At 66.5% G+C, this 18,190-nt stretch carries 17 protein-coding genes; 3 read left to right on the forward strand and 14 right to left on the reverse strand.

Translation table 11 applies throughout. The features are described 5' to 3' along the window. Positions 1 to 10: 10 nt before the first annotated feature. The 14 genes from murB to ACLB0R_RS00475 form a co-directional block, all read right to left on the reverse strand. Positions 11 to 955 (reverse strand): UDP-N-acetylmuramate dehydrogenase, encoded by a 945-nt coding sequence (murB, locus tag ACLB0R_RS00410; protein ID WP_416641187.1) that lies wholly within the window; start codon positions 953 to 955, stop codon positions 11 to 13. Beyond that, positions 910 to 2,328 (reverse strand): UDP-N-acetylmuramate--L-alanine ligase, encoded by a 1,419-nt coding sequence (gene murC / locus ACLB0R_RS00415; protein ID WP_416641189.1) that lies wholly within the window; start codon positions 2,326 to 2,328, stop codon positions 910 to 912. Before murC ends, murB begins: the two co-directional genes overlap by 46 nt. Further along, the gene (gene murG, locus ACLB0R_RS00420; protein WP_416641191.1) at positions 2,325 to 3,491 is read right to left on the reverse strand and encodes an undecaprenyldiphospho-muramoylpentapeptide beta-N-acetylglucosaminyltransferase; all 1,167 of its coding nucleotides are present in this window, start codon (positions 3,489 to 3,491) and stop codon (positions 2,325 to 2,327) included. Before murG ends, murC begins: the two co-directional genes overlap by 4 nt. Beyond that, positions 3,488 to 4,714: a peptidoglycan glycosyltransferase FtsW gene (locus ACLB0R_RS00425; protein WP_416641193.1), complete on the reverse strand. Its 1,227-nt coding sequence runs from the start codon at positions 4,712 to 4,714 to the stop codon at positions 3,488 to 3,490. Before ACLB0R_RS00425 ends, murG begins: the two co-directional genes overlap by 4 nt. Next, positions 4,711 to 5,997 (reverse strand): UDP-N-acetylmuramoyl-L-alanine--D-glutamate ligase, encoded by a 1,287-nt coding sequence (murD, locus tag ACLB0R_RS00430; RefSeq protein WP_416641195.1) that lies wholly within the window; start codon positions 5,995 to 5,997, stop codon positions 4,711 to 4,713. The genes ACLB0R_RS00425 and murD overlap by 4 nt, the downstream gene beginning before the upstream one ends. Next, a complete protein-coding gene (mraY, locus tag ACLB0R_RS00435; RefSeq protein WP_416641196.1) occupies positions 5,994 to 7,061 on the reverse strand; it encodes a phospho-N-acetylmuramoyl-pentapeptide-transferase in 1,068 nt (355 codons plus the stop codon). The genes murD and mraY overlap by 4 nt, the downstream gene beginning before the upstream one ends. After that, a complete protein-coding gene (locus tag ACLB0R_RS00440) occupies positions 7,061 to 8,440 on the reverse strand; it encodes a UDP-N-acetylmuramoyl-tripeptide--D-alanyl-D-alanine ligase (protein ID WP_416641198.1) in 1,380 nt (459 codons plus the stop codon). The genes mraY and ACLB0R_RS00440 overlap by 1 nt, the downstream gene beginning before the upstream one ends. Beyond that, entirely contained in the window at positions 8,437 to 9,861 is a 1,425-nt protein-coding gene (locus ACLB0R_RS00445) for a UDP-N-acetylmuramoyl-L-alanyl-D-glutamate--2,6-diaminopimelate ligase (protein ID WP_416641199.1), read from the reverse strand. The genes ACLB0R_RS00440 and ACLB0R_RS00445 overlap by 4 nt, the downstream gene beginning before the upstream one ends. 10 nt (positions 9,862 to 9,871) lie before the next feature. Further along, positions 9,872 to 11,614, reverse strand: coding sequence for a peptidoglycan D,D-transpeptidase FtsI family protein (locus ACLB0R_RS00450; protein ID WP_416641201.1), 1,743 nt, complete (start codon positions 11,612 to 11,614; stop codon positions 9,872 to 9,874). Continuing rightward, positions 11,611 to 12,234: a hypothetical protein gene (locus ACLB0R_RS00455; protein ID WP_434953652.1), complete on the reverse strand. Its 624-nt coding sequence runs from the start codon at positions 12,232 to 12,234 to the stop codon at positions 11,611 to 11,613. Before ACLB0R_RS00455 ends, ACLB0R_RS00450 begins: the two co-directional genes overlap by 4 nt. 35 nt (positions 12,235 to 12,269) lie before the next feature. After that, entirely contained in the window at positions 12,270 to 13,217 is a 948-nt protein-coding gene (gene rsmH / locus ACLB0R_RS00460) for a 16S rRNA (cytosine(1402)-N(4))-methyltransferase RsmH (RefSeq protein ID WP_416641204.1), read from the reverse strand. Further along, positions 13,214 to 13,717, reverse strand: coding sequence for a division/cell wall cluster transcriptional repressor MraZ (locus ACLB0R_RS00465; protein ID WP_416641205.1), 504 nt, complete (start codon positions 13,715 to 13,717; stop codon positions 13,214 to 13,216). Before ACLB0R_RS00465 ends, rsmH begins: the two co-directional genes overlap by 4 nt. 308 nt (positions 13,718 to 14,025) lie before the next feature. Continuing rightward, positions 14,026 to 14,331 (reverse strand): hypothetical protein, encoded by a 306-nt coding sequence (locus ACLB0R_RS00470; protein ID WP_416641207.1) that lies wholly within the window; start codon positions 14,329 to 14,331, stop codon positions 14,026 to 14,028. Positions 14,332 to 14,402: 71 nt separating this feature from the next. Further along, positions 14,403 to 15,395: a cysteine synthase A gene (locus tag ACLB0R_RS00475; RefSeq protein ID WP_416641208.1), complete on the reverse strand. Its 993-nt coding sequence runs from the start codon at positions 15,393 to 15,395 to the stop codon at positions 14,403 to 14,405. Between the two features lie 121 nt (positions 15,396 to 15,516). On the opposite strand from ACLB0R_RS00475, the gene ACLB0R_RS00480 reads away from it, so the two are divergent. From ACLB0R_RS00480 to ACLB0R_RS00490, 3 genes are all read left to right on the forward strand, one after another. Continuing rightward, positions 15,517 to 16,821 carry a DNA polymerase Y family protein gene (locus ACLB0R_RS00480; protein WP_434953654.1) on the forward strand — a complete coding sequence of 435 codons (1,305 nt, stop codon included), beginning with the start codon at positions 15,517 to 15,519 and terminating at the stop codon, positions 16,819 to 16,821. A 137-nt stretch (positions 16,822 to 16,958) separates the two neighbouring features. Then, positions 16,959 to 17,333: a hypothetical protein gene (locus ACLB0R_RS00485; RefSeq protein WP_416641210.1), complete on the forward strand. Its 375-nt coding sequence runs from the start codon at positions 16,959 to 16,961 to the stop codon at positions 17,331 to 17,333. 99 nt (positions 17,334 to 17,432) lie between these two features. Then, the gene (locus tag ACLB0R_RS00490) at positions 17,433 to 18,152 is read left to right on the forward strand and encodes a ParA family protein (RefSeq protein ID WP_416641211.1); all 720 of its coding nucleotides are present in this window, start codon (positions 17,433 to 17,435) and stop codon (positions 18,150 to 18,152) included. The last annotated feature ends 38 nt before the right edge of the window (positions 18,153 to 18,190 follow it).

Here is an 18,190-nt window from a genome sequence, read left to right on the forward strand (position 1 = left end):
GCGATCAAGCTCACAGCCCCGCCCCCACGCGCTGAATTTCCCATTCGAGCTCGATACCCGACTGCGCCTTCACCCGCGCGCGCACGTCCTCGCCCAGCCCTTCGATATCCGCGCTCGTTGCCGCCCCCAGATTGAGCAGGAAATTGCAATGCTTCTCGCTCACCTGCGCGTCGCCGCGCTTCAGGCCGCGACAGCCGGCGGCATCGATCACTTCCCACGCCTTGTGCGGCAGCGGGTTCTTGAAGGTCGAGCCGCCGGTCTTGCTGCGCAGCGGCTGCGAGGCTTCGCGCGCGGCGGCGATGCGGTCCATTTCGGCCTGGATCGCGGCAGGATCACCCGGCGTGCCGGCAAAGGTCGCCTCGACCACGATGGCGCCTTCGGGCAGGGTCGAGTGGCGATAAGTATAGCCGAGCTGATCGACGGCCAGCTCGCGGATCGAGCCGTCGCGCAGCACCACCGTGCACCGCGTCAGCACATCCTTGGTCTCGCGGCCATAAGCGCCGCCGTTCATTCTCACGAAGCCGCCGACGGTGCCCGGAATCGAGCGGAGAAATTCCAGCCCCGCAATGCCCTCGTCACGCGCGGTCGATGACACGAGGATGCCCGAGGTGCCGCCGCCGCAGCGCAGCGACACGCCGTCCTCGCCCGGCGTCGCATAGCTGAACGCCTTGCCCAGCCGCACCACGACGCCGGGCACGCCGCCATCGCGGACGATGAGGTTGGAGCCCAGCCCCAGCGCCATCACCGGCAAGGCGGGATCGAGATCAGCAAGAAAGGCGCGCAGATCGTCGATGTCAGCCGGCTCGAACAACCACTGCGCTGGCCCGCCCGACTTGAACCAGACGAGCGGCGCAAGCGGCGCGTCGGCAGTCAGGCGGCCGCGAACGGACGAGATCGGCGCCACTGCGTTCACGCCCGCACCTCCCGGATCGCGTCGGCCAGACCCGCGGCCCATTTGGTGATGTCGCCCGCCCCCAGGCAGATCACCATATCGCCGGGCTCAATCGTTTCGGCCAGCGTCTTCGCCAGCGCGCCTGCGTCGGCGACCGTTTGCGCCGAGCGATGCCCGCGATTGCGGATGCCGGTGACCAATGCCTCGGCATCGACGCCCTCGATCGGCGCTTCGCCGGCGGGATAGACAGGCGCGACATAGACGATGTCGGCGTCGTTGAACGCTTGCTGGAAATCTTCCATCAAGTCGCGCAATCGGGTGAAGCGGTGCGGCTGCGCGACCGCAATCACCCGGTTCTCGGCGCCCTCGCGTGCCGCGGCCAGGACGGCGCGAATCTCGACCGGGTGGTGGCCGTAATCGTCGATGATTGTCGCGACCCCACCGTCAACTGGCACCTCACCCACCTTGGTGAAGCGCCGCTTGACCCCGCCGAACTTGGCGAAGCCCTTGGCGATCGTCGCATCATCGATGCCCAGCTCCAGCGCCACGCCGATCGCGGCGAGCGCATTCTGGACATTATGGCGGCCGGGCATCGGCAGCTCGATCCCCTCGATCGATCGGCTGCTGCCGTCGCGCTGGCGGACGATCGCTTCGAAACGGTTGCCGCCGGGCACGGGGGTGACATTGACGCCGCGCACGTCCGCTTGCGCCGAAAAGCCATAAGTCACCACGCGCCGGTCGCGCAGGCGCGGGATGATGCCCTGCACTTCGGGGTGATCGAGGCACAGCAGCGCCGCGCCGTAAAAAGGCACATTCTCGACAAACTCGACGAAAGCATCCTTCACCGCATCGAACGAGCCGTAATGATCGAGATGTTCGGGATCGATGTTGGTGACGACCGCAATCGTGCCATCGAGCCGCAGGAAGCTACCGTCGCTCTCGTCGGCCTCGACCACCATCCAATCGCTGGCGCCGAGCCGCGCGTTCGAGCCATAGCTGTTGATGATGCCGCCGTTGATCACGGTCGGGTCCACGCCGCCTGCATCGAGCAGCGCGGCGACCATGCTGGTCGTCGTCGTCTTGCCATGCGTGCCGGCAACCGCGACCGTGGATTTCAGCCGCATCAACTCGGCAAGCATTTCCGCGCGGCGGACGACGGGGATGCGGCGCTCATAGGCCGCTTCGACTTCCGGGTTGCCGCGCTTGATCGCGGTCGAGCAGACCAGCACCGCCGCATCACCGAGATTATCGGCATCATGGCCGATATGGACGGGGATGCCCTTGTCGCGCAGCCCGGCGACGACATAGCCCTCGGCCACATCCGATCCCTGCACACGATAGCCGAGATTGTGCATCACTTCGGCAATGCCCGACATACCGATGCCGCCGATGCCGACGAAGTGGATCGTGCCGATATCCGTAGCGACGCCGGTCATGACGCCGCCGCTGCGGTGGTGACGAAGCCATTGCCGGTCTTGACGCGGCCGATGCGGCGCGGTGCGGGCGGCATGTCGAGGCTCTCGACGAGATCGGCGAGATCGCGCGCGGCATCGGGCCGGCCGCAGGCGCGGGCGCGGCCAGCGGCGTTTTGCAACGCGGAAGGGTCGAGCCCCAATTTCTGCATCTGCTTGGCAAGTTCGACCGGCGTGAAGGCGGTCTGCGAGATGGTCCGCGCGCCGCCGGCCTGGGCGATCTCGCGGGCATTGGCGGTCTGATGGTCGTCGGTCGCGCTCGGCAGCGGCACCAGGATCGCGGGGCGGCCGGCGCAGGTGAGCTCCGCAATCGTCGAGGCGCCGGCGCGGGCGATGACGAGGTGCGCCCATTTCAACTGCTCGGGCATGTCGGGCAGATAGGTCGCCAGCTCAGCCGCGATCGAAAGTTCGGCATATTTGGCGCGGACCTTGTCGATGTCCTCGATCCGCGCCTGATGCGTGACCTGAAGGCGCCGGCGGAAGCTGACGGGGAGCAGCGCCAGGCCATCGGGCACGACTTGGCTCAGCACGCTCGCGCCCTGGCTGCCGCCCGTTACCAGCACCCGGAAAATGCCGTCTTCCTCGAGCAACGGATAGGGCATCGAGCGCAGCGCCACGACCTCATCGCGCACCGGATTACCGACAAGATGCGTCTTGCCGCGCGCCTTGTCCGCCAGGCGCTCGACTTCGGCATAAGAGGTGGCGATCGCATCGACGCGTCCCGCGACCAGCCGGTTGACGCGACCGAGCACGGCGTTCTGCTCGTGGATCGCGGTCGGCACCCGCTGGGCGAACGCGGCGGAGAGCGCGGGAAAGGCCGGATAGCCGCCAAAGCCGATCACCGCCGCCGGGCGCTGCGCTTTCATCAGCCGGATTGCCTGCGCGCGGCCGCGCCACATCGCCGCGCCGGCGCGCAGCCAGCCCATCGGGCCGCCGGCGAAGCGCCCGGCCGGCAGGATGTGCGTCGCGATGCCTTCGAACAGGCCCGGAAAGCGCACGCCGCGCTCGTCCGAAATCAGCGAAACATGGTGGCCGCGCCGCTGCAACTCGATCGCCAGTGCAGCGGCAGGCACCATATGCCCACCAGTGCCGCCAGCGGCGAGGATGAAATGGCGCTGCGTCGTCATTGGCCGCTCCAGCGAACACTATAGGGTGATCGGTTGAGGAACGGATTGCGCCGGGTGAACGCCAGCAGCAAGCCCATTGCGATCGAAAGGGCAATCATCGACGATCCGCCATAGCTGATGAAGGGCAGCGTCATGCCTTTCGACGGCGCGATGCCGGTGTTGACCGCCATGCTGACCAAAGCCTGCGCGCCGAATTGGGTAGCAAGGCCGGCGGCGGCGAGCAGGCGGAACTCGTCCTGCTCGTCGAGCAACTTGACGAAGACGCGGACGACCAGCGCCAAAAACAGCAGCGCAATGATCGCACACGCGATCAGCCCGAATTCCTCCCCGATCACCGAGAAAATATAATCGGTATGCGCCTCGGGCAGGTTGAACTTCATCGTGCCGCCGCCGGGGCCAGTGCCGACGAGTCCGCCGGCAGTGAGCGTCGCGTGCGCCTTGTCGGTCTGGTAATGGTCAATGGGCGCGGTCTTGTCGTCGAGGTGCAGGAACGCGTTGATGCGCAGCCGCGCCGTATCGTAAAATTCATAAGCGAGCAGCAGCCCGACCGGCACCGCGCCGATCATCGTGCCGAGCACCTTCATCGGCGTGCCGGCCAGCGCGAGCAGCGCCAGCCACAGCACGCCGAAGATAATCGTCTGGCCCAGATCGGGCTGCATCATTAGGCACGCCGCGATACCGCCGATCAGCACGACCGAGAGCGGTACGATCGGCAGCGTTTCATCCTTGGCCTTGAGCGACAACAGCCAGGCCAGCGCGACGACGAAGAACGGCTTGAGGAACTCCGACGGCTGGAACTGCGCGATGCCGACGCCAATCCAGCGCCGCGCGCCATTCACCTCGACGCCGATGAACGGCACCGCCGCCAGCAGCAGCAGAAACACACCCGCCCCGATCAACGACAGCCGCCGCGCGACCGGCACCGGCAGCATCGAGACAACGAACATGATCGGCAGCGAAATCGCCACCCAGCCAAGCTGTCGCCAGAAATAGAAGAGTGGCGCGATGTGGGTATGGTCGCCCGAATAGCGCACCGCCGACGCCGGCGAGGCGGCCGCCACCGCCAGCAACCCGATCGCGATCAGCAGCAGCGCAAGCAGCAGCAGCACGCGATCGATATCCCAGAACCACATGCCGAGCGGGCTGCGATCGCCGCGCCCGCCGCGCGGTTTCATCCGCGCCCACAGCGCTTGCCCGCCCGCGCCCATCCGTGCCTCGGTCATTGCAGCCCCTCCACTGCCGCGCGAAATGCCGCGCCCCGCGCTTCGTAATCGGTGAATTGGTCGAACGATGCGCAGGCGGGCGACAGCAGCACCGTCTCGCCCGGCTTAGCCTGGGCAGCGGCACGCGCCACCGCGACGTCCAGCGTCCCGCATTGCTCGACCGGCATGGCGTCCGCCAGGATCTCGGCAAAGCGCGGCCCCGCTTCGCCGATCGTATAGGCGCAGACGACATGGCCGAACTGCGGGCGACAGGGATCGAGATTGTCGCTCTTGGCGCGGCCACCGACGATCCAGTGGATTCGGTCGAAAGCCGCCAGCGCCGGCGCCGTCGATTCCGGGTTGGTCGCCTTGCTGTCATCGACATAAGCGACGCTATTGATCGTCGCGATCCGCTGGGTGCGGTGCGGCAGCCCGGCGAAGGTCTCCAACCCCTTGTCGATCGCCGCGCCGGGAATGCCCAACGCCTCACAAGCGTTGATCGCGGCGAGCGCATTCTGCGCATTGTGCGGGCCCTGAAGCGACGGCCAGCGCGATTGATCCATGCAGAAACCAGGGGCGATCTTGATCAGATGTTCCGCCCGCGCCGACAAGCCGCGCGCGATCTTGGCCGAGGGGACATCGCCGATGTTGACGATCGCGACATGATCCGCCGACTGCATCGCGAACAACCGCGCCTTGGCGGCGGCATAGCCCTCGAAGCCGTCATAGCGATAGAGATGATCGGGCGTGATGTTGAGCAGCACCGCGACGTCGCAATCGAGGGTGTGGGTCAGGTCGATCTGGTAGCTCGAGAGCTCCAGTACATAAATGCCACCGGACAGGAGCGGCTTCTGCGCCAGGATCGGCAGACCGATATTGCCGCCCATCAACGTCGGCACGCCGGCGGTCTGGATAATGTGGTGGATGAGCGCCGTGGTCGTCGACTTGCCATTGGTGCCGGTAATGCCGACAACCTTGTGCGGGGGCAGCGAAGGGCGGGCTTGAGCGAACAGCTCGATATCGCCGATGATTGGCACGCCTGCGGAGCGCGCCTTGGCAGCGATGGGATGGGTGTTGAGGGGGACGCCGGGGGAGACGATAATTGCTTCGAAACTGGTGAGGTCGATCGTTTCGGGATTGGCGATCGACACGCGCTCGCCGATGGCATTGCGCCGTCCCTCATCACTGTCCCACGCTACAACGCTTGCCCCCGCCGCCAGCAGAGCATCGACCGTCGCCGCGCCGGACCGCGCCAGCCCCAGCACTGCATAGCGTTTACCGCGCCAGGCAGGGCTGGTGATCACCGCAGTTTCAGCGTCGACAAGCCAGCGAGCGCCAGCACCAGCGCGATGATCCAGAAGCGGACCACCACGGTGGGTTCAGCCCAGCCCAATTGCTCGAAATGGTGGTGGATTGGCGCCATCTTGAACACGCGCTTGCCGGTGCGCTTGAAAATGAACACCTGAATGATGACGCTCAGCGCCTCGACGACGAACAGGCCGCCGATGATGCCCAGCACGATCTCGTGATGCGCAACGACGGCGATCGTGCCGAGCGCGCCGCCCAGAGCGAGACTACCGGTGTCGCCCATGAACACCGCGGCCGGCGGCGCGTTGAACCAAAGGAACGCCAGCCCCGCCCCCACCATCGCCCCGCAGAAAATCGCGAGATCGCCGGCGCGCGGGACGTGGGGAATGCCGAGATATTCAGCGAATTTGGCGTTGCCGGTCAGGTAAACGATCAACATGAACGTCACTGCTGCAATGATCACCGGCATTGTCGCCAGCCCATCGAGCCCGTCGGTCAGGTTCACCGCGTTGCCGAACGCGACGATCGTGAACGCGGCAAAGGCAATATAGGCGTAGCCGATATCGAAGCCCCGGTCGTAAAAGGGCAGATAGAGCGTCATGCCGTTCAGTCGGCTGATCAGGAAAGCGGCGCCCCCGGCAATCGCGAACTCACCCAGCAGGCGGACGCGGCCGGAAACCCCCGCCGTCTTCTGCTTGCGGACCTTATCATAGTCGTCGAGGAAGCCGATCAGCCCGAAGCCGAGCGTCACGAACAGACACGCCCAGACGTAAGGATTGGTCAGGTCCATCCAGAGCAGGCTGGAGACGACCAGGCTGGTCAGGATCATCAGCCCGCCCATCGTCGGCGTGCCGCGCTTGGCGAGGTGCGATTGCGGGCCGTCGTCGCGGATCGGCTGGCCCTTGCCTTGCCGCACGCGCAGCCAGCCGATGAAGCGCGGCCCGATGATCAGCCCGAGGAACAGCGCCGTCGCCACCGCCCCGCCCGAACGGAAGCTCAGATAGCGAATGAGGTTCAAGACCCCCGGAAAGCCCAGTGATTGCGCGATAAGATAGAGCATTAGCTTTGGCCTTTCAGGCTGGCGACCACCGCCGCCAGCCCCACCCCGTTCGACCCCTTGACGAGCACCGCATCGCCAGGCGCAAGCACGTTTGCGAGTGCTTGCCGCGCCGCCGAAGCATCCGCGACATGGACGAAATCGATGCCATGCTCAAGCAGCCGATCGGCCAGCGGCGCCATCTCGTCGCCGACCAGCACGGCGTGGCTGACGCCGGCCGCCACAACGGGCTCGGCAAGGTCGGCGTGATAGGCAGCGCTGTCGGCGCCCAGTTCGCGCATCGCGCCCAGCACGGCGATCTTGCGGGCGGCGGGTTCGGCGCCCAGCACGGCCAGCGTCGCGCGCATGGAGGTGGGATTAGCGTTGTAGCTTTCGTCGATCACCAGCGCCTTGCCGTTACCCACCGCCGCCATGAAGCGCGCGCCGCGGCCTGGCAAATCGCTCATTTCAGCAAGCGCGAGGCCGGCCAGCGCGACATCCGCCCCCGCCGCTTCCACCGCCGCCAGCACGGCAAGCGCGTTCGACACCCAATGCGCGCCGGGCAGGCCGATGGTGAAGCTCAATTCGGAGTGGCGAAGGCGCGCGGTCACGAACGTGCCGCCGGTTTCGGTGCGCATCGTTTCCAGCGCGCGGACATCGGCGCCGTCGTTCAGGCCGAAGCTGATTACGGTATCGGCATGCTGCCGCGCTGCCGCGTCGAGCCTCGCATAATGGCGGCTGTTGAACGGCACGATCGCAGTGCCACCGGGCTCAAGCCCCTGGAAAATCTCGGCCTTGGCGTCGGCAATGCCTTCTTCGCTATCGAAGAATTCGATATGCGCGGGCGCGATGGCGGTGATGATGGCGATGTGGGGCCGTACGAAGCGGGTCAGCGCGGCAAGCTCACCCGCATGGTTCATGCCCATTTCGAGCACGGCGTAGCGGCTGTCGGCGGGCATCCGCGCCAGGCTGAGCGGCACGCCGGTGTGGTTGTTGTAGCTTTTGACCGAGCGGTGAACATGGCCCGGCGCGCTTCGCTCCAGCGCGGCAGCAAGCGCTTCTTTGGTGCCCGTCTTGCCGACCGAGCCGGTGACGCCGATGACGGTTGCGCCGGTGCGCGCCCGCGCCGCGATCCCCAACGCTTCGAGCGCGGCCATGGTGTCGGGCACCAGCACATGCGGGTGATCGACGGGGGTAGAGACAATCGCGCCCGCCGCGCCGCGGGCAAACACCTCATCAATGAAGCGATGGCCGTCGGTCGCGGCCCCCTTGAGCGCGATGAACAGGGAGCCTGCCTCAACCTCGCGCGAGTCGAACGTCACCGAAGTCGCCGCGAAATCGGCCGAGGCACGCCCACCGGTCGCGGTGGCGATCTCGGCAGCTGTCCAGAGCGGCGCGCTCACGCCGCGCACTCCCGCGCCACCGTCACGTCATCGAACGGCAGCACCAGATCGCCGACGATCTGCCCCTGCTCGTGCCCTTTGCCGACGATCAGCACGATGTCCTGCGCCTCGGCGTCGGCAATAGCGGCGCCGATGGCGCGGCGGCGGTCGCCGATTTCGATCGCGCTCGGCGCGCCTTCCATGATGTGCGCTCGGATCTGCGCCGGCTGCTCGGTGCGCGGATTGTCGTCGGTCACATAGACGATGTCGGCGGTGTCAGCAGCGACGCGGCCCATCGCCGCCCGCTTGCCAACGTCGCGATCGCCGCCAGCGCCCAGCACGACGATCAGCCGCCCGCCCGCATGGGGCTTGAGCGCCGCCACGGCCGCCTCGACAGCATCCGGCGTGTGGGCATAATCGACATAGACCGGCGCGCCCGACTTCGCGATTACCGCGCGTTCGAGCCGACCACGCACCGGCTGAAGCCGCGAGAGATTGCCGATCGTCGTCGTCACGTCGCCACCCGTCGCGATCACCAGCCCCGCTGCCGTCAGCGCGTTCGCCGCTTGATAAGCGCCGATCAGCGGCAGCGTTACCTTGTGTTCGCGGCCATCGATGGCAACGACGAGCCCCTGCCCCAGCAAGGTCGGATCACGGCTGACCAGCCGGATCGTATCGCCCGACGGCCCGACCGTGATCAGCCGATTGCCGCGTTCGTGCGCGAGATCGATGACGCGCGCGGCATATTCATTGTCATCGACCCACACCACGGCGGTTCCGGCCGGATCAAGCACTTCCGAAAACAGCCGCATCTTGGCGGTGAAGTAATCGGCCATGTCCTTGTGGTAATCGAGGTGATCGCGGCTGAGATTGGTGAAGGCGGCGGCCGAGACCTTTGGCCCATCGATGCGATATTGCGACAGGCCATGGCTCGATGCCTCGAACGCCAGATGCGTGACCCCCTCGCGCGCCAGCCCGGCGACGTTGGAGAGGAAAGTGACAACGTCGGGCGTCGTCAGCCCGGTTGTCGCACGATCGTCCGCCGTCGTCACGCCTAGCGTGCCGATCGACGCCGCGCTCAGTCCCACCATCCGCCACAATTGCCGCGTCATCTCGACGGTCGAGGTTTTGCCGTTGGTGCCGGTGACGGCAACGCAGGTTTCCGGGAACGGCGCGAAGAATTTGGCGGCAAGCGCGGCGAAAGTCTCGCGGGGGTTTTCGGCGCCGATATGCGCGGCACCGGCCACGGCAACCCCTGGCCGCGCGACAATCGCGATCGCACCCGCCGCCACCGCCGCAGGCACGAAATCCTCGCCGTTGAAGCGCAGGCCCGGAAACGCGCCGAAAACCGTGCCGGGCGCGACTTTGCGATGATCGATCGCAAAGCCCGTCACCTGGCGCTCGCCGCCCTCGGGCACGTCAATCAGCTGGCCGAGCTTCATGCCGCCGCCCTCATTCGGGCACGGCCTGGTCCTCGCCGGGCGCGTGCCAGAGCAAGGGCAGCAATTCAGACACGTCGACGTCGCGGTTGGTGTCGGGCATCACGCCTAGCATCGGCGCGGTCCGCATGATGACGCGCGAGACGACCGGGGCGACGGTCCACGCCGCCGTCGTCTGCCCGCCCGACTGCGCGTTGCCAATGGGCGAGTCGAGCATCGCGATGACGACGTAACGCGGTGAATCCATGGGGAAAGCGGCAGCGAAGGTCGAAACATTTCGATTCCTCGAATAGCCGTTCTTCATGGCAATTTCAGCCGTTCCCGTCTTGCCGCCGACGCGATAGCCGGGCGCCTCGCCCTTTCTGCCGGTGCCTTGCAGCACGACGAGGCGGAGTAGCTGGCGCATCCGCGCGCTAGTCGCCTCGGAAATCACGCGCCGACCCTCGGGCGCTTTCCCCGGCGCAACCTTGAGCAAGGTCGCCGGGCGCCAGATGCCGCCATTCACCAGCGCCGCATAAGCGCTGGCGAGGTGGAGCGGCGTCACCGCGATGCCGTGGCCATAGCCGCTCGTCATCACCGTCACCCGCGCCCAGAATTGCGGCCAGCGCGGCTTCTGGCGCTCATGCAGCTCGATGTCGGGCCGGGTATCGAAGCCGAGCTTCTTGAACATCGCCTGCATGCGATCCGCGCCGATTTCGTCGGCAATCCGCGCGGTGACGATGTTGGAGGAATGGACCAGCGCCTCGGGAATATCGAGGAAGCGCTTCTGGGCATGATCGTCATGGATTTTGAAGCGACCGATTTCGAGTGGCTGGGTCGCGTCGAAGCGCCGCGCCATCGAGGTGACGACGCCATCGTCGATCGCGGCCGCCATGGTGATCGGCTTGAAGGTCGAGCCCAATTCATAGATCGACTGTGTCACATTGTTGCGCCGCGCCATCGCGCCGGGATCATCGGGGTTATTGGGGTCGAGGATCGGCGGCACGCGATTGGCGTTGTAGGTGGGCAGCGAGGTCATCGCGACGACTTCGCCCGTTTGCACATCGAGCACCACGCCGGCGGCATCGCGGGCGTGGAAGCTCGCCATCGCCGCGCCCAGCTCGCTTTCCATCGCTGCTTGCACGCGCGAATCGATCGACAGCGCCACTGGCTGGCCGCGCCGCTCGGGCTTGCTCAGCTGATCTTCGAGCGCGCGCTCCATGCCGCCATTGCCCTGCCCGTCGAGATCGACAAAGCCAAGCGTCTGCGCTGCCATTTCCGATTGCGGATAGAGCCGCTCCGGCTCGCGGGTATAGGCCATGGCGGGCTCGCCAAGCGCGTTCACCTTGGCGACGACATCGGGCATCGCGCGGCGCTCGAGATAGGCGAAGTTCGCGCCCGAACGAAGCAGTGCTTCATACCAGCCGGCATCATGCGTCGGAATCAGCTCAGCCAGCTTCTCCGCCAGCTCGTGCTTGTCGCTGATCACCTTGTTGGGGTGGATGCCGATCGACCAGGCATCGATCGTGCGGGCCAGCGGCGCGCCGTTGCGATCGACGATGTCGCCCCGCAGCGGTACGAGCGCAGCGGCGCCTTCCAGCGTCGTGGCCGGACTCGAAAAGACCGCGAGCCAGGCAAGGCGCAAGATAATGGCGAGCACGCCGGCGGCGATCATCAGCATCAGCACCATCAGGCGCACCTGCGTGGTCGCCACGGCTGACTGCCGCTCGGCGGCGGGGCGGCGCATCGGTGCGATACGGGCGACGATGACGCTCAACGCGCCCGCTCGGTGATGACATCGGCGCGGCTGAGCAGATCGCTTAGCGTGCGATCGTCGGCCGCGCGGCGGCTGAGCATCGCGACAGCCGTCGGTGCGGGGGTTGGCGCGGCCAGCCGCGTCGTGGCCTTGGCAGGCACGACCTTGGCGGGCGCCGCCTTGTGCGGGGTTGCCGATGCCATCATGACTGCGCCCACTGGCGCGACACGCGCCGGTGCGACCGGCCGAGCCGCAGGTTGCGGCGTTTTTGAAGCGGGCGAAGGCTGGGCAGTCGCCGGAGCAGGCGCCGATCCGCGATCAGCATCCACCGGCAGCGCCGGCACGACATAGGTAGCGCTACGCGCCACCGCCGGCGCCTCACCGGTGTGGAAATCGACCATCGCCAGCTGCGCGTCATCCGCCATGAACTGATCGGCATTGGGCGCCGCCATCGCCAGCACCGTGCCATTCCAGCGCTCGAGCTGGGCGAGATTGGCGCGGGTATCGAATTCGGTCTGCAACTGGCGCATGGTGCGGTTGGTGGCGGCGATCGCGCGATTGACATCATCGAGCTTCTTGCGCTCGGCGGCGACCTGCAGCGATACCAGATAGAACCCCAGCGCCATGGCGACGACCGCCATGAACCAGCCCAAACCCCGCATTCGATACGCTGCCGTCACCGTGCTTCTCCCAACGGCCACGGGGCAGCGCCGGTACGCATCGCTGCCCTTAAGGTTGCTGATCGTGCCCGCGGATTGCGGGCGGTTTCCTCGTCGCTCGCGCGGATCGCGCGGCTGACGCGAGCAAAGCTGGGTGCCGCAGCGGGCGCCTGCGCGGGCAAATGGCGCGATCCCGCCGGCAAGGCGCCGCCGCGTTCCTTGAAGAAGCGCTTGGCGATGCGGTCCTCCAGGCTATGGAACGTCACCACCGCCAGCCGGCCGCCCTCGCCCAGCACGCGTTCCGCCGCCGACAAGCCCTCGGTCAACTCGGCGAGCTCGCGATTCACATGGATGCGGATCGCCTGGAAGGTCCGCGTCGCCGGGTCCTTCTTGTCGTGCGGCTTGTGGCCGAGCGCGCGACGGACGATCTGCGCCAGCTCGCCCGTGCGCGCGATGGGGCGGGCAGCCACGATCGCGCGCGCGACGCGCCGGGCGCGCGGCTCCTCGCCGTACAGATAGATGACATCGGCGATTTCGGCTTCGTCGGCGGTGTTGAGGAAATCGGCGGCGCTCATGCCCGCCTGGCCCATCCGCATGTCGAGCGGGCCATCCGCCTGGAACGAAAAACCGCGTTCGGCCTGGTCGAGCTGCATCGACGAGACGCCGATGTCCATTGCGACGCCGTCGACGGGCAGCTTGTCGCGCGCGGCAAGCTCGCTCTCCATCGCCGAGAAAGGCGCGTGGATCAGCGTCAGCCGCCCCGCCGCCTCGGCAACCAGCGCCTGGCCGCCGGCAATCGCATCAGGGTCGCGATCGAAAGCGATCACCTCGGCGCCTTGGCCGAGCATGGCGCGGGTGTAGCCGCCGGCGCCGAAGGTCGCGTCAACATGGCGCTCGCCGGGGGCGATGGCGAGCGCATCGATCACTTCGTCGAGCAATACGGGGGTGTGTCGGGCATCGCTCACAGCGTTTCGCCCCGCTCTTCCATGAAGAAGCGAACGGCGTCCTTCATCACATCGCTGGCGGCGTCGCTGGCGACGAGCGTGGCGGGGTCCCACATCTCGAACCAGTCGCCCATGCCGTAGAAGAAGGCGTAGCGGCCGATGTTCATCCGGCGGCGCGGGAACGGGGGCAGGATGAAGCGGCCGCTACTATCGAAGGGCAGCGTCTCGGCGGCCATCGCGTTGCGTAGGATGGCGCCCTTGGGCGCGCCGTCGGCACCGGCATGGGCGCGGGCGCGCTCGGCGAGCTCAGCGTGGAGCGCCTCGGCATAGCCAGCGTCATACCCTATCAGGCAGGGGTCGCTTTCGTGAAAGCCGAGCACGACGCTCATCGCGTCCTTGGGATCGACGCCGGCCGGCGCCCGGGCGATCAGCGTTGCGCGCAGCGACGACGGGATCGCGACGCGACCCTTGTCGTCGACCGCCTGCAAGGCATAGCCCTGATAGATCCCCTTCCCCGACACGCCGCCCTCACTTGCGGGGCGCGCACTTCCTCCCGCCGAAAAGCGCGCCGTCGCGCCCTTCGCCGATCACCAACGAATAAGAGGGTGCCCGCCCCTGTTAACCGTATCGGTATCAGGGGTGTGGTTGGGATGCAACGGGCGAAATGGGTTTTAGAGGGGAAATCGCGGGAATTTCTATCCGGGATCGGGGTGAAAACGGGGATCGGGCGATATGTTCATGGCTTGTTCTTGGGTTGGCGCGGGCGCGACAAGTATTGCGGCGGCAGAGGTGGCGCGCCCGGCAAGACGACTCGCTGCGCGAGCCACGATCAATGGCCGCGAGATGCGGGTGCGGCGCTGTTGGCAGCGCCGCCCGGCGCAGCGCTCGGGGCGACGCCCAGCTCGGCGAGCGGTTCCTTGGCGGGCGCATCGGCCGGCGTGCTGGCATTGGCCTGAGTCATATTGGCGACGACATCGGGCTTGGCCGAGCCGGCCACCGCGACAGGCTTTTCCTTGCTGGCCCAGCTGAGCACCGCGCTTGCAAGCAGGATGAGCAACAGCACCGCTGCCAGGCCGGTTACCCCGACCTTGATGCGCTGCATTGCCTGGGCAGTATCGGAAATGTCGTTCGTCATGGCCCGGTGCACAATTTAGCGCCGATCGGCCGCGTTGTCGAACCCCTGTGCTTGCCGTAGCGGCAACGACGTCAATGAGCGCGAAAATGCGCCGGCACCGGCAAGCCCTTCGCCTCCAGCCACTCGCGGTTGTAGAGCGTCGAGAGGTAGCGGAAGCCTGTGTCGCACAGGATGGTCACGACGCGGCTGCCCGGCCCCAGTTGGCGCGCCAGTTCGATCGCCCCGGCAACGTTGATGCCCGAGGAGAGGCCAAGGCACAGCCCCTCCTCGTTCAGCAACCGCTCGACCCATTCAAGGCCCTCGGCATCCGAGATGCGGAATTGCGTGTCGATCGGCGCGCCATCGAGATTGGCGGTGATGCGGCCCTGACCAATGCCTTCGGCGACCGACGATCCTTCGGCTTTCAGCTCGCCATGCGCGTAGTAATTATAGAGCGCGGCACCGTAAGGATCGGTCAGCGCGATCGTAACATTCTCGTCGTGCGATTTTAGTCCCAGGCCAACGCCTGCCAGCGTCCCCCCGGTACCGACCGCGCAAGTGAAGCCGTCGATCCGGCCGTCCATCTGCTCCCAGATTTCCTCAGCCGTGCCCAGGATATGCGCCTTGCGGTTGGCGATATTGTCGAACTGATTGGCCCAGATCGCGCCGGGCGTCTCTTCCGCGATGCGGCGGCTGGTGTGGACGAAATGGCCGGGATTAGCATAGGGCGCCGCCGGTACCAGCACCAGCTCGGCACCCAGCGCGCGCAGCGTGTCCATCTTCTCGCGGCTCTGCGTTTCGGGCATCACGATGATCGTCTTATAGCCCTTGGCATTGCCGACGAGCGCGAGGCCGATGCCGGTATTGCCCGCCGTCCCCTCCACGATCGTCCCGCCCGATTTCAGCGCGCCGCGTTCCTCGGCATCCTGGACGATGTAGAGCGCCGCGCGGTCTTTCACGCTGGCGCCGGGGTTGGTGTATTCGCACTTGGCGAAAATCTCGGCGCCGGCGGCATCGCTCGGCCCCTTCAGCCGGACAAGCGGGGTGTTGCCGATAAGCGCGATGCTGGTGGGAGCGATGGTCATGCGCCTTCAATAAGCCGTCACGGGCCGACCGCAATAAGCGTTGCAAATGGGCGCAGCCAATACTGGCTTGGCCGACCCGTGGCGCCTTGCCGTGAGCACGCGTTCTGCTATTGTTCCAACCATGTCGAACGCTGCCGATCTTGTCTTGCCGCCGCGCCCGCTGCGCTGGCTGTACCTGGATCTCAACAGCTATTTCGCCAGCGTCGAACAGCAGCTCCAGCCCGAGCTGCGCGGCAAGCCGATCATCGTCGCGCCGGTGGACAGCGACACGACCGTCGCCATCGCCGCCTCGGTCGAGGCCAAACGTTATGGCATCTCGACCGGCACGCCGGTGTGGGAAGCCAAGCGCTTGTGCCGCGAGTTGCTCATCACGCCGGCGCGGCATGACCGCTATGTCGAGTTCCACGACGCGGTGATCGAGGAAGTATGGCGCCACATCCCCGTCGCCCATGTCTGCTCGATCGACGAAGTCGCTTGCCGGTTGCTCGACAACGAGAATGATCGCGACGGCGCTGTTGCGCTCGCCAGGCGAATCAAGGCGGGCATCCGCGCCCATGTCGGGGACTGCTTGACAAGCTCGGTCGGCATTGCGCCCAACCGATTGCTCGCGAAACTCGCCTCCGACTTGCAAAAGCCCGACGGCCTCATCGTGCTCAGCGCCGAGATGCTGCCGCACGCGCTGTTCGGCCTAAAATTGCGTGAGATCGCTGGCATCGGTGCGAAAATGGAGCGGCGATTGGCGCAGGATGGCATCAACGATATCCGCCAATTATGCGCCCGCCGACCGCGCGACGCCGGCACCGCCTGGGGCGGCACCAATGGCGACCGGCTCTGGTATCTGCTCCACGGCGTCGACTTGCCCGACAAGCCGACGCAGAGCCGCACCATCGGGCACAGCCACGTCCTCTCTCCCCGCCAGCGCGGGGCGGAACCGGCGCGCCTTACCGCGCGACGACTGACGCTCAAAGCCGCGAGCCGGTTGCGCCGCAAAGGCTATCGCGCCCGGCTGCTCGTGCTCCACGCCCGGTTCGAAACGAACAAGGCGAAATGGCAGGGGTCCGTCCGATTGCCGGCGACCCAGGACAGCTTCGTGATCCTCGACGCGCTCGATGCGCTGTTCCCGCGCCTGCTCGATGCGGCCAAGGCGCAAGGCGGCGGCTTTCAGGTTCGGATGATCGGCGTCACGCTGTCCGAAATCGCGCCGACCGATGGCGAGCAGGGATCGTTGTTCGGCCTGCTCGACCCTAATGATCCGCTCGCGCGCGAAACGCGTGGGCTGGCGCTGAGCCGCGCAATGGATAGCCTAAACGAGCGCTTCGGCCGCCATGCCGTATCGGTGGGGCCGATGACGGGTGGCCGCCTCGACCGCGTCGGCACCAAGATCGCCTTTGGCCGCATTCCCGAAGCCGCCGAATTCCACGAGTAAACCACGCGATTTATGGCGGATTTGTTACGTTTTTCGCCCTTACGGTGCCGATTGCTACCTGCTTTGGTCGCTTTCCGGGGGGCGCCGCACAAAGCGCCTTGACGCACACGAGGGCATCGGCGAAGCGCTAGTCCATCATGACCAAACGCATCCTGATCGCGGCGCTGCCGCTGCTCCTGCCGCTCGCTGCTTGCGAGCAAAAAACCCAGACCGTGACGGCCGAAGCGCCCGATCCCCAGGCCGAGCTGCTCAACAAGCAGGCGCCCATCCAGCTGCCGCCGTCGATCAAGGCGCAGGTCACGCTGCGCTGCAGGGACAACAGCCTGGTTTATGTCGACTTTTTCAGCGGCAACACCCAGGCGAATCTCCGCACCGAGAAGGATGGCCCGATCATCAAGCTGACCGCCGCCAAGAATGGCGACCCGCTAAAGGCTGACGGCTATTCGCTGACCGGCACGCCCGACGCGATCACGCTGGAAACGCCCAAGGGCACCCAGACCTGCAAGAAGTAACCCGCGCGATTTAGCGGCGCTGCGCCGACCCCGCTTGCCCTCCCCCGCTCGCTACGGCACCATAGCCGCAACGAGCAACAGAACAGGAGCGCAAGCGGGTTGGCGACGATCGCGATTTACAGTTTGAAGGGCGGGGTTGGCAAAACCACCCTGGCGGTAAACCTCGCCTGGGCATCCGCTACCCTGTCATCGCGCCGAACGCTGTTGTGGGATTTAGACCCACAGGCCGCGAGCACCTTTCTGCTCAGCGATCGCAAGGGCAAGGACAGCGCGCAGGCGATCTTCACCAAGGATGTCGACCCGGAAAAGCTGGTGCGCAAATCGGCTTTCCCGCGGCTCGACCTGATCGGCGCCGACGCGTCGTTGCGCGGGCTCGACATATTGTTCCATGAAATCGACAAGAAGAACCGGCTGGCAAAGCTGCTCGACGGGCTGCTCAAGGATTATGACCGCATCCTGCTCGATTGCCCGCCGGGGCTGACCGAGACGAGCGACCAGGTGATGCGCGCTGCCGATTTGATCGTGGTACCCGTCATCCCCTCGCCCTTGTCCGAACGCGCGCTGGAAGGCGTGCTCGAGCGGCTGGGCAGCAAGGCACCCGTGATGCCGGTCCACGCGATGGTCGACCGGCGGCGCAAGCTCCACGCCGAGGCGGTTGCGCGGTACGCCGATTGGCCGGTGGTGCCGATGGCCAGCATCATCGAGCAAATGGCCGCGCGGCGCGCGCCAGTTGGAGCGTTCGCGGCCAAGTCGCCCGCCGCGCAATCGTTCGCGCAATTGTGGCAGGCGATCGAAAAACGGCTGGTGCGCAAAGGCTAAGCATGGTTCCATGGCGACTAGGGAGTTCGCCGTGGCGC

Origin of the sequence: Sphingomonas sp. GlSt437 (genome assembly GCF_048015635.2) — a bacterium.
GTDB lineage: Bacteria > Pseudomonadota > Alphaproteobacteria > Sphingomonadales > Sphingomonadaceae > Sphingomonas.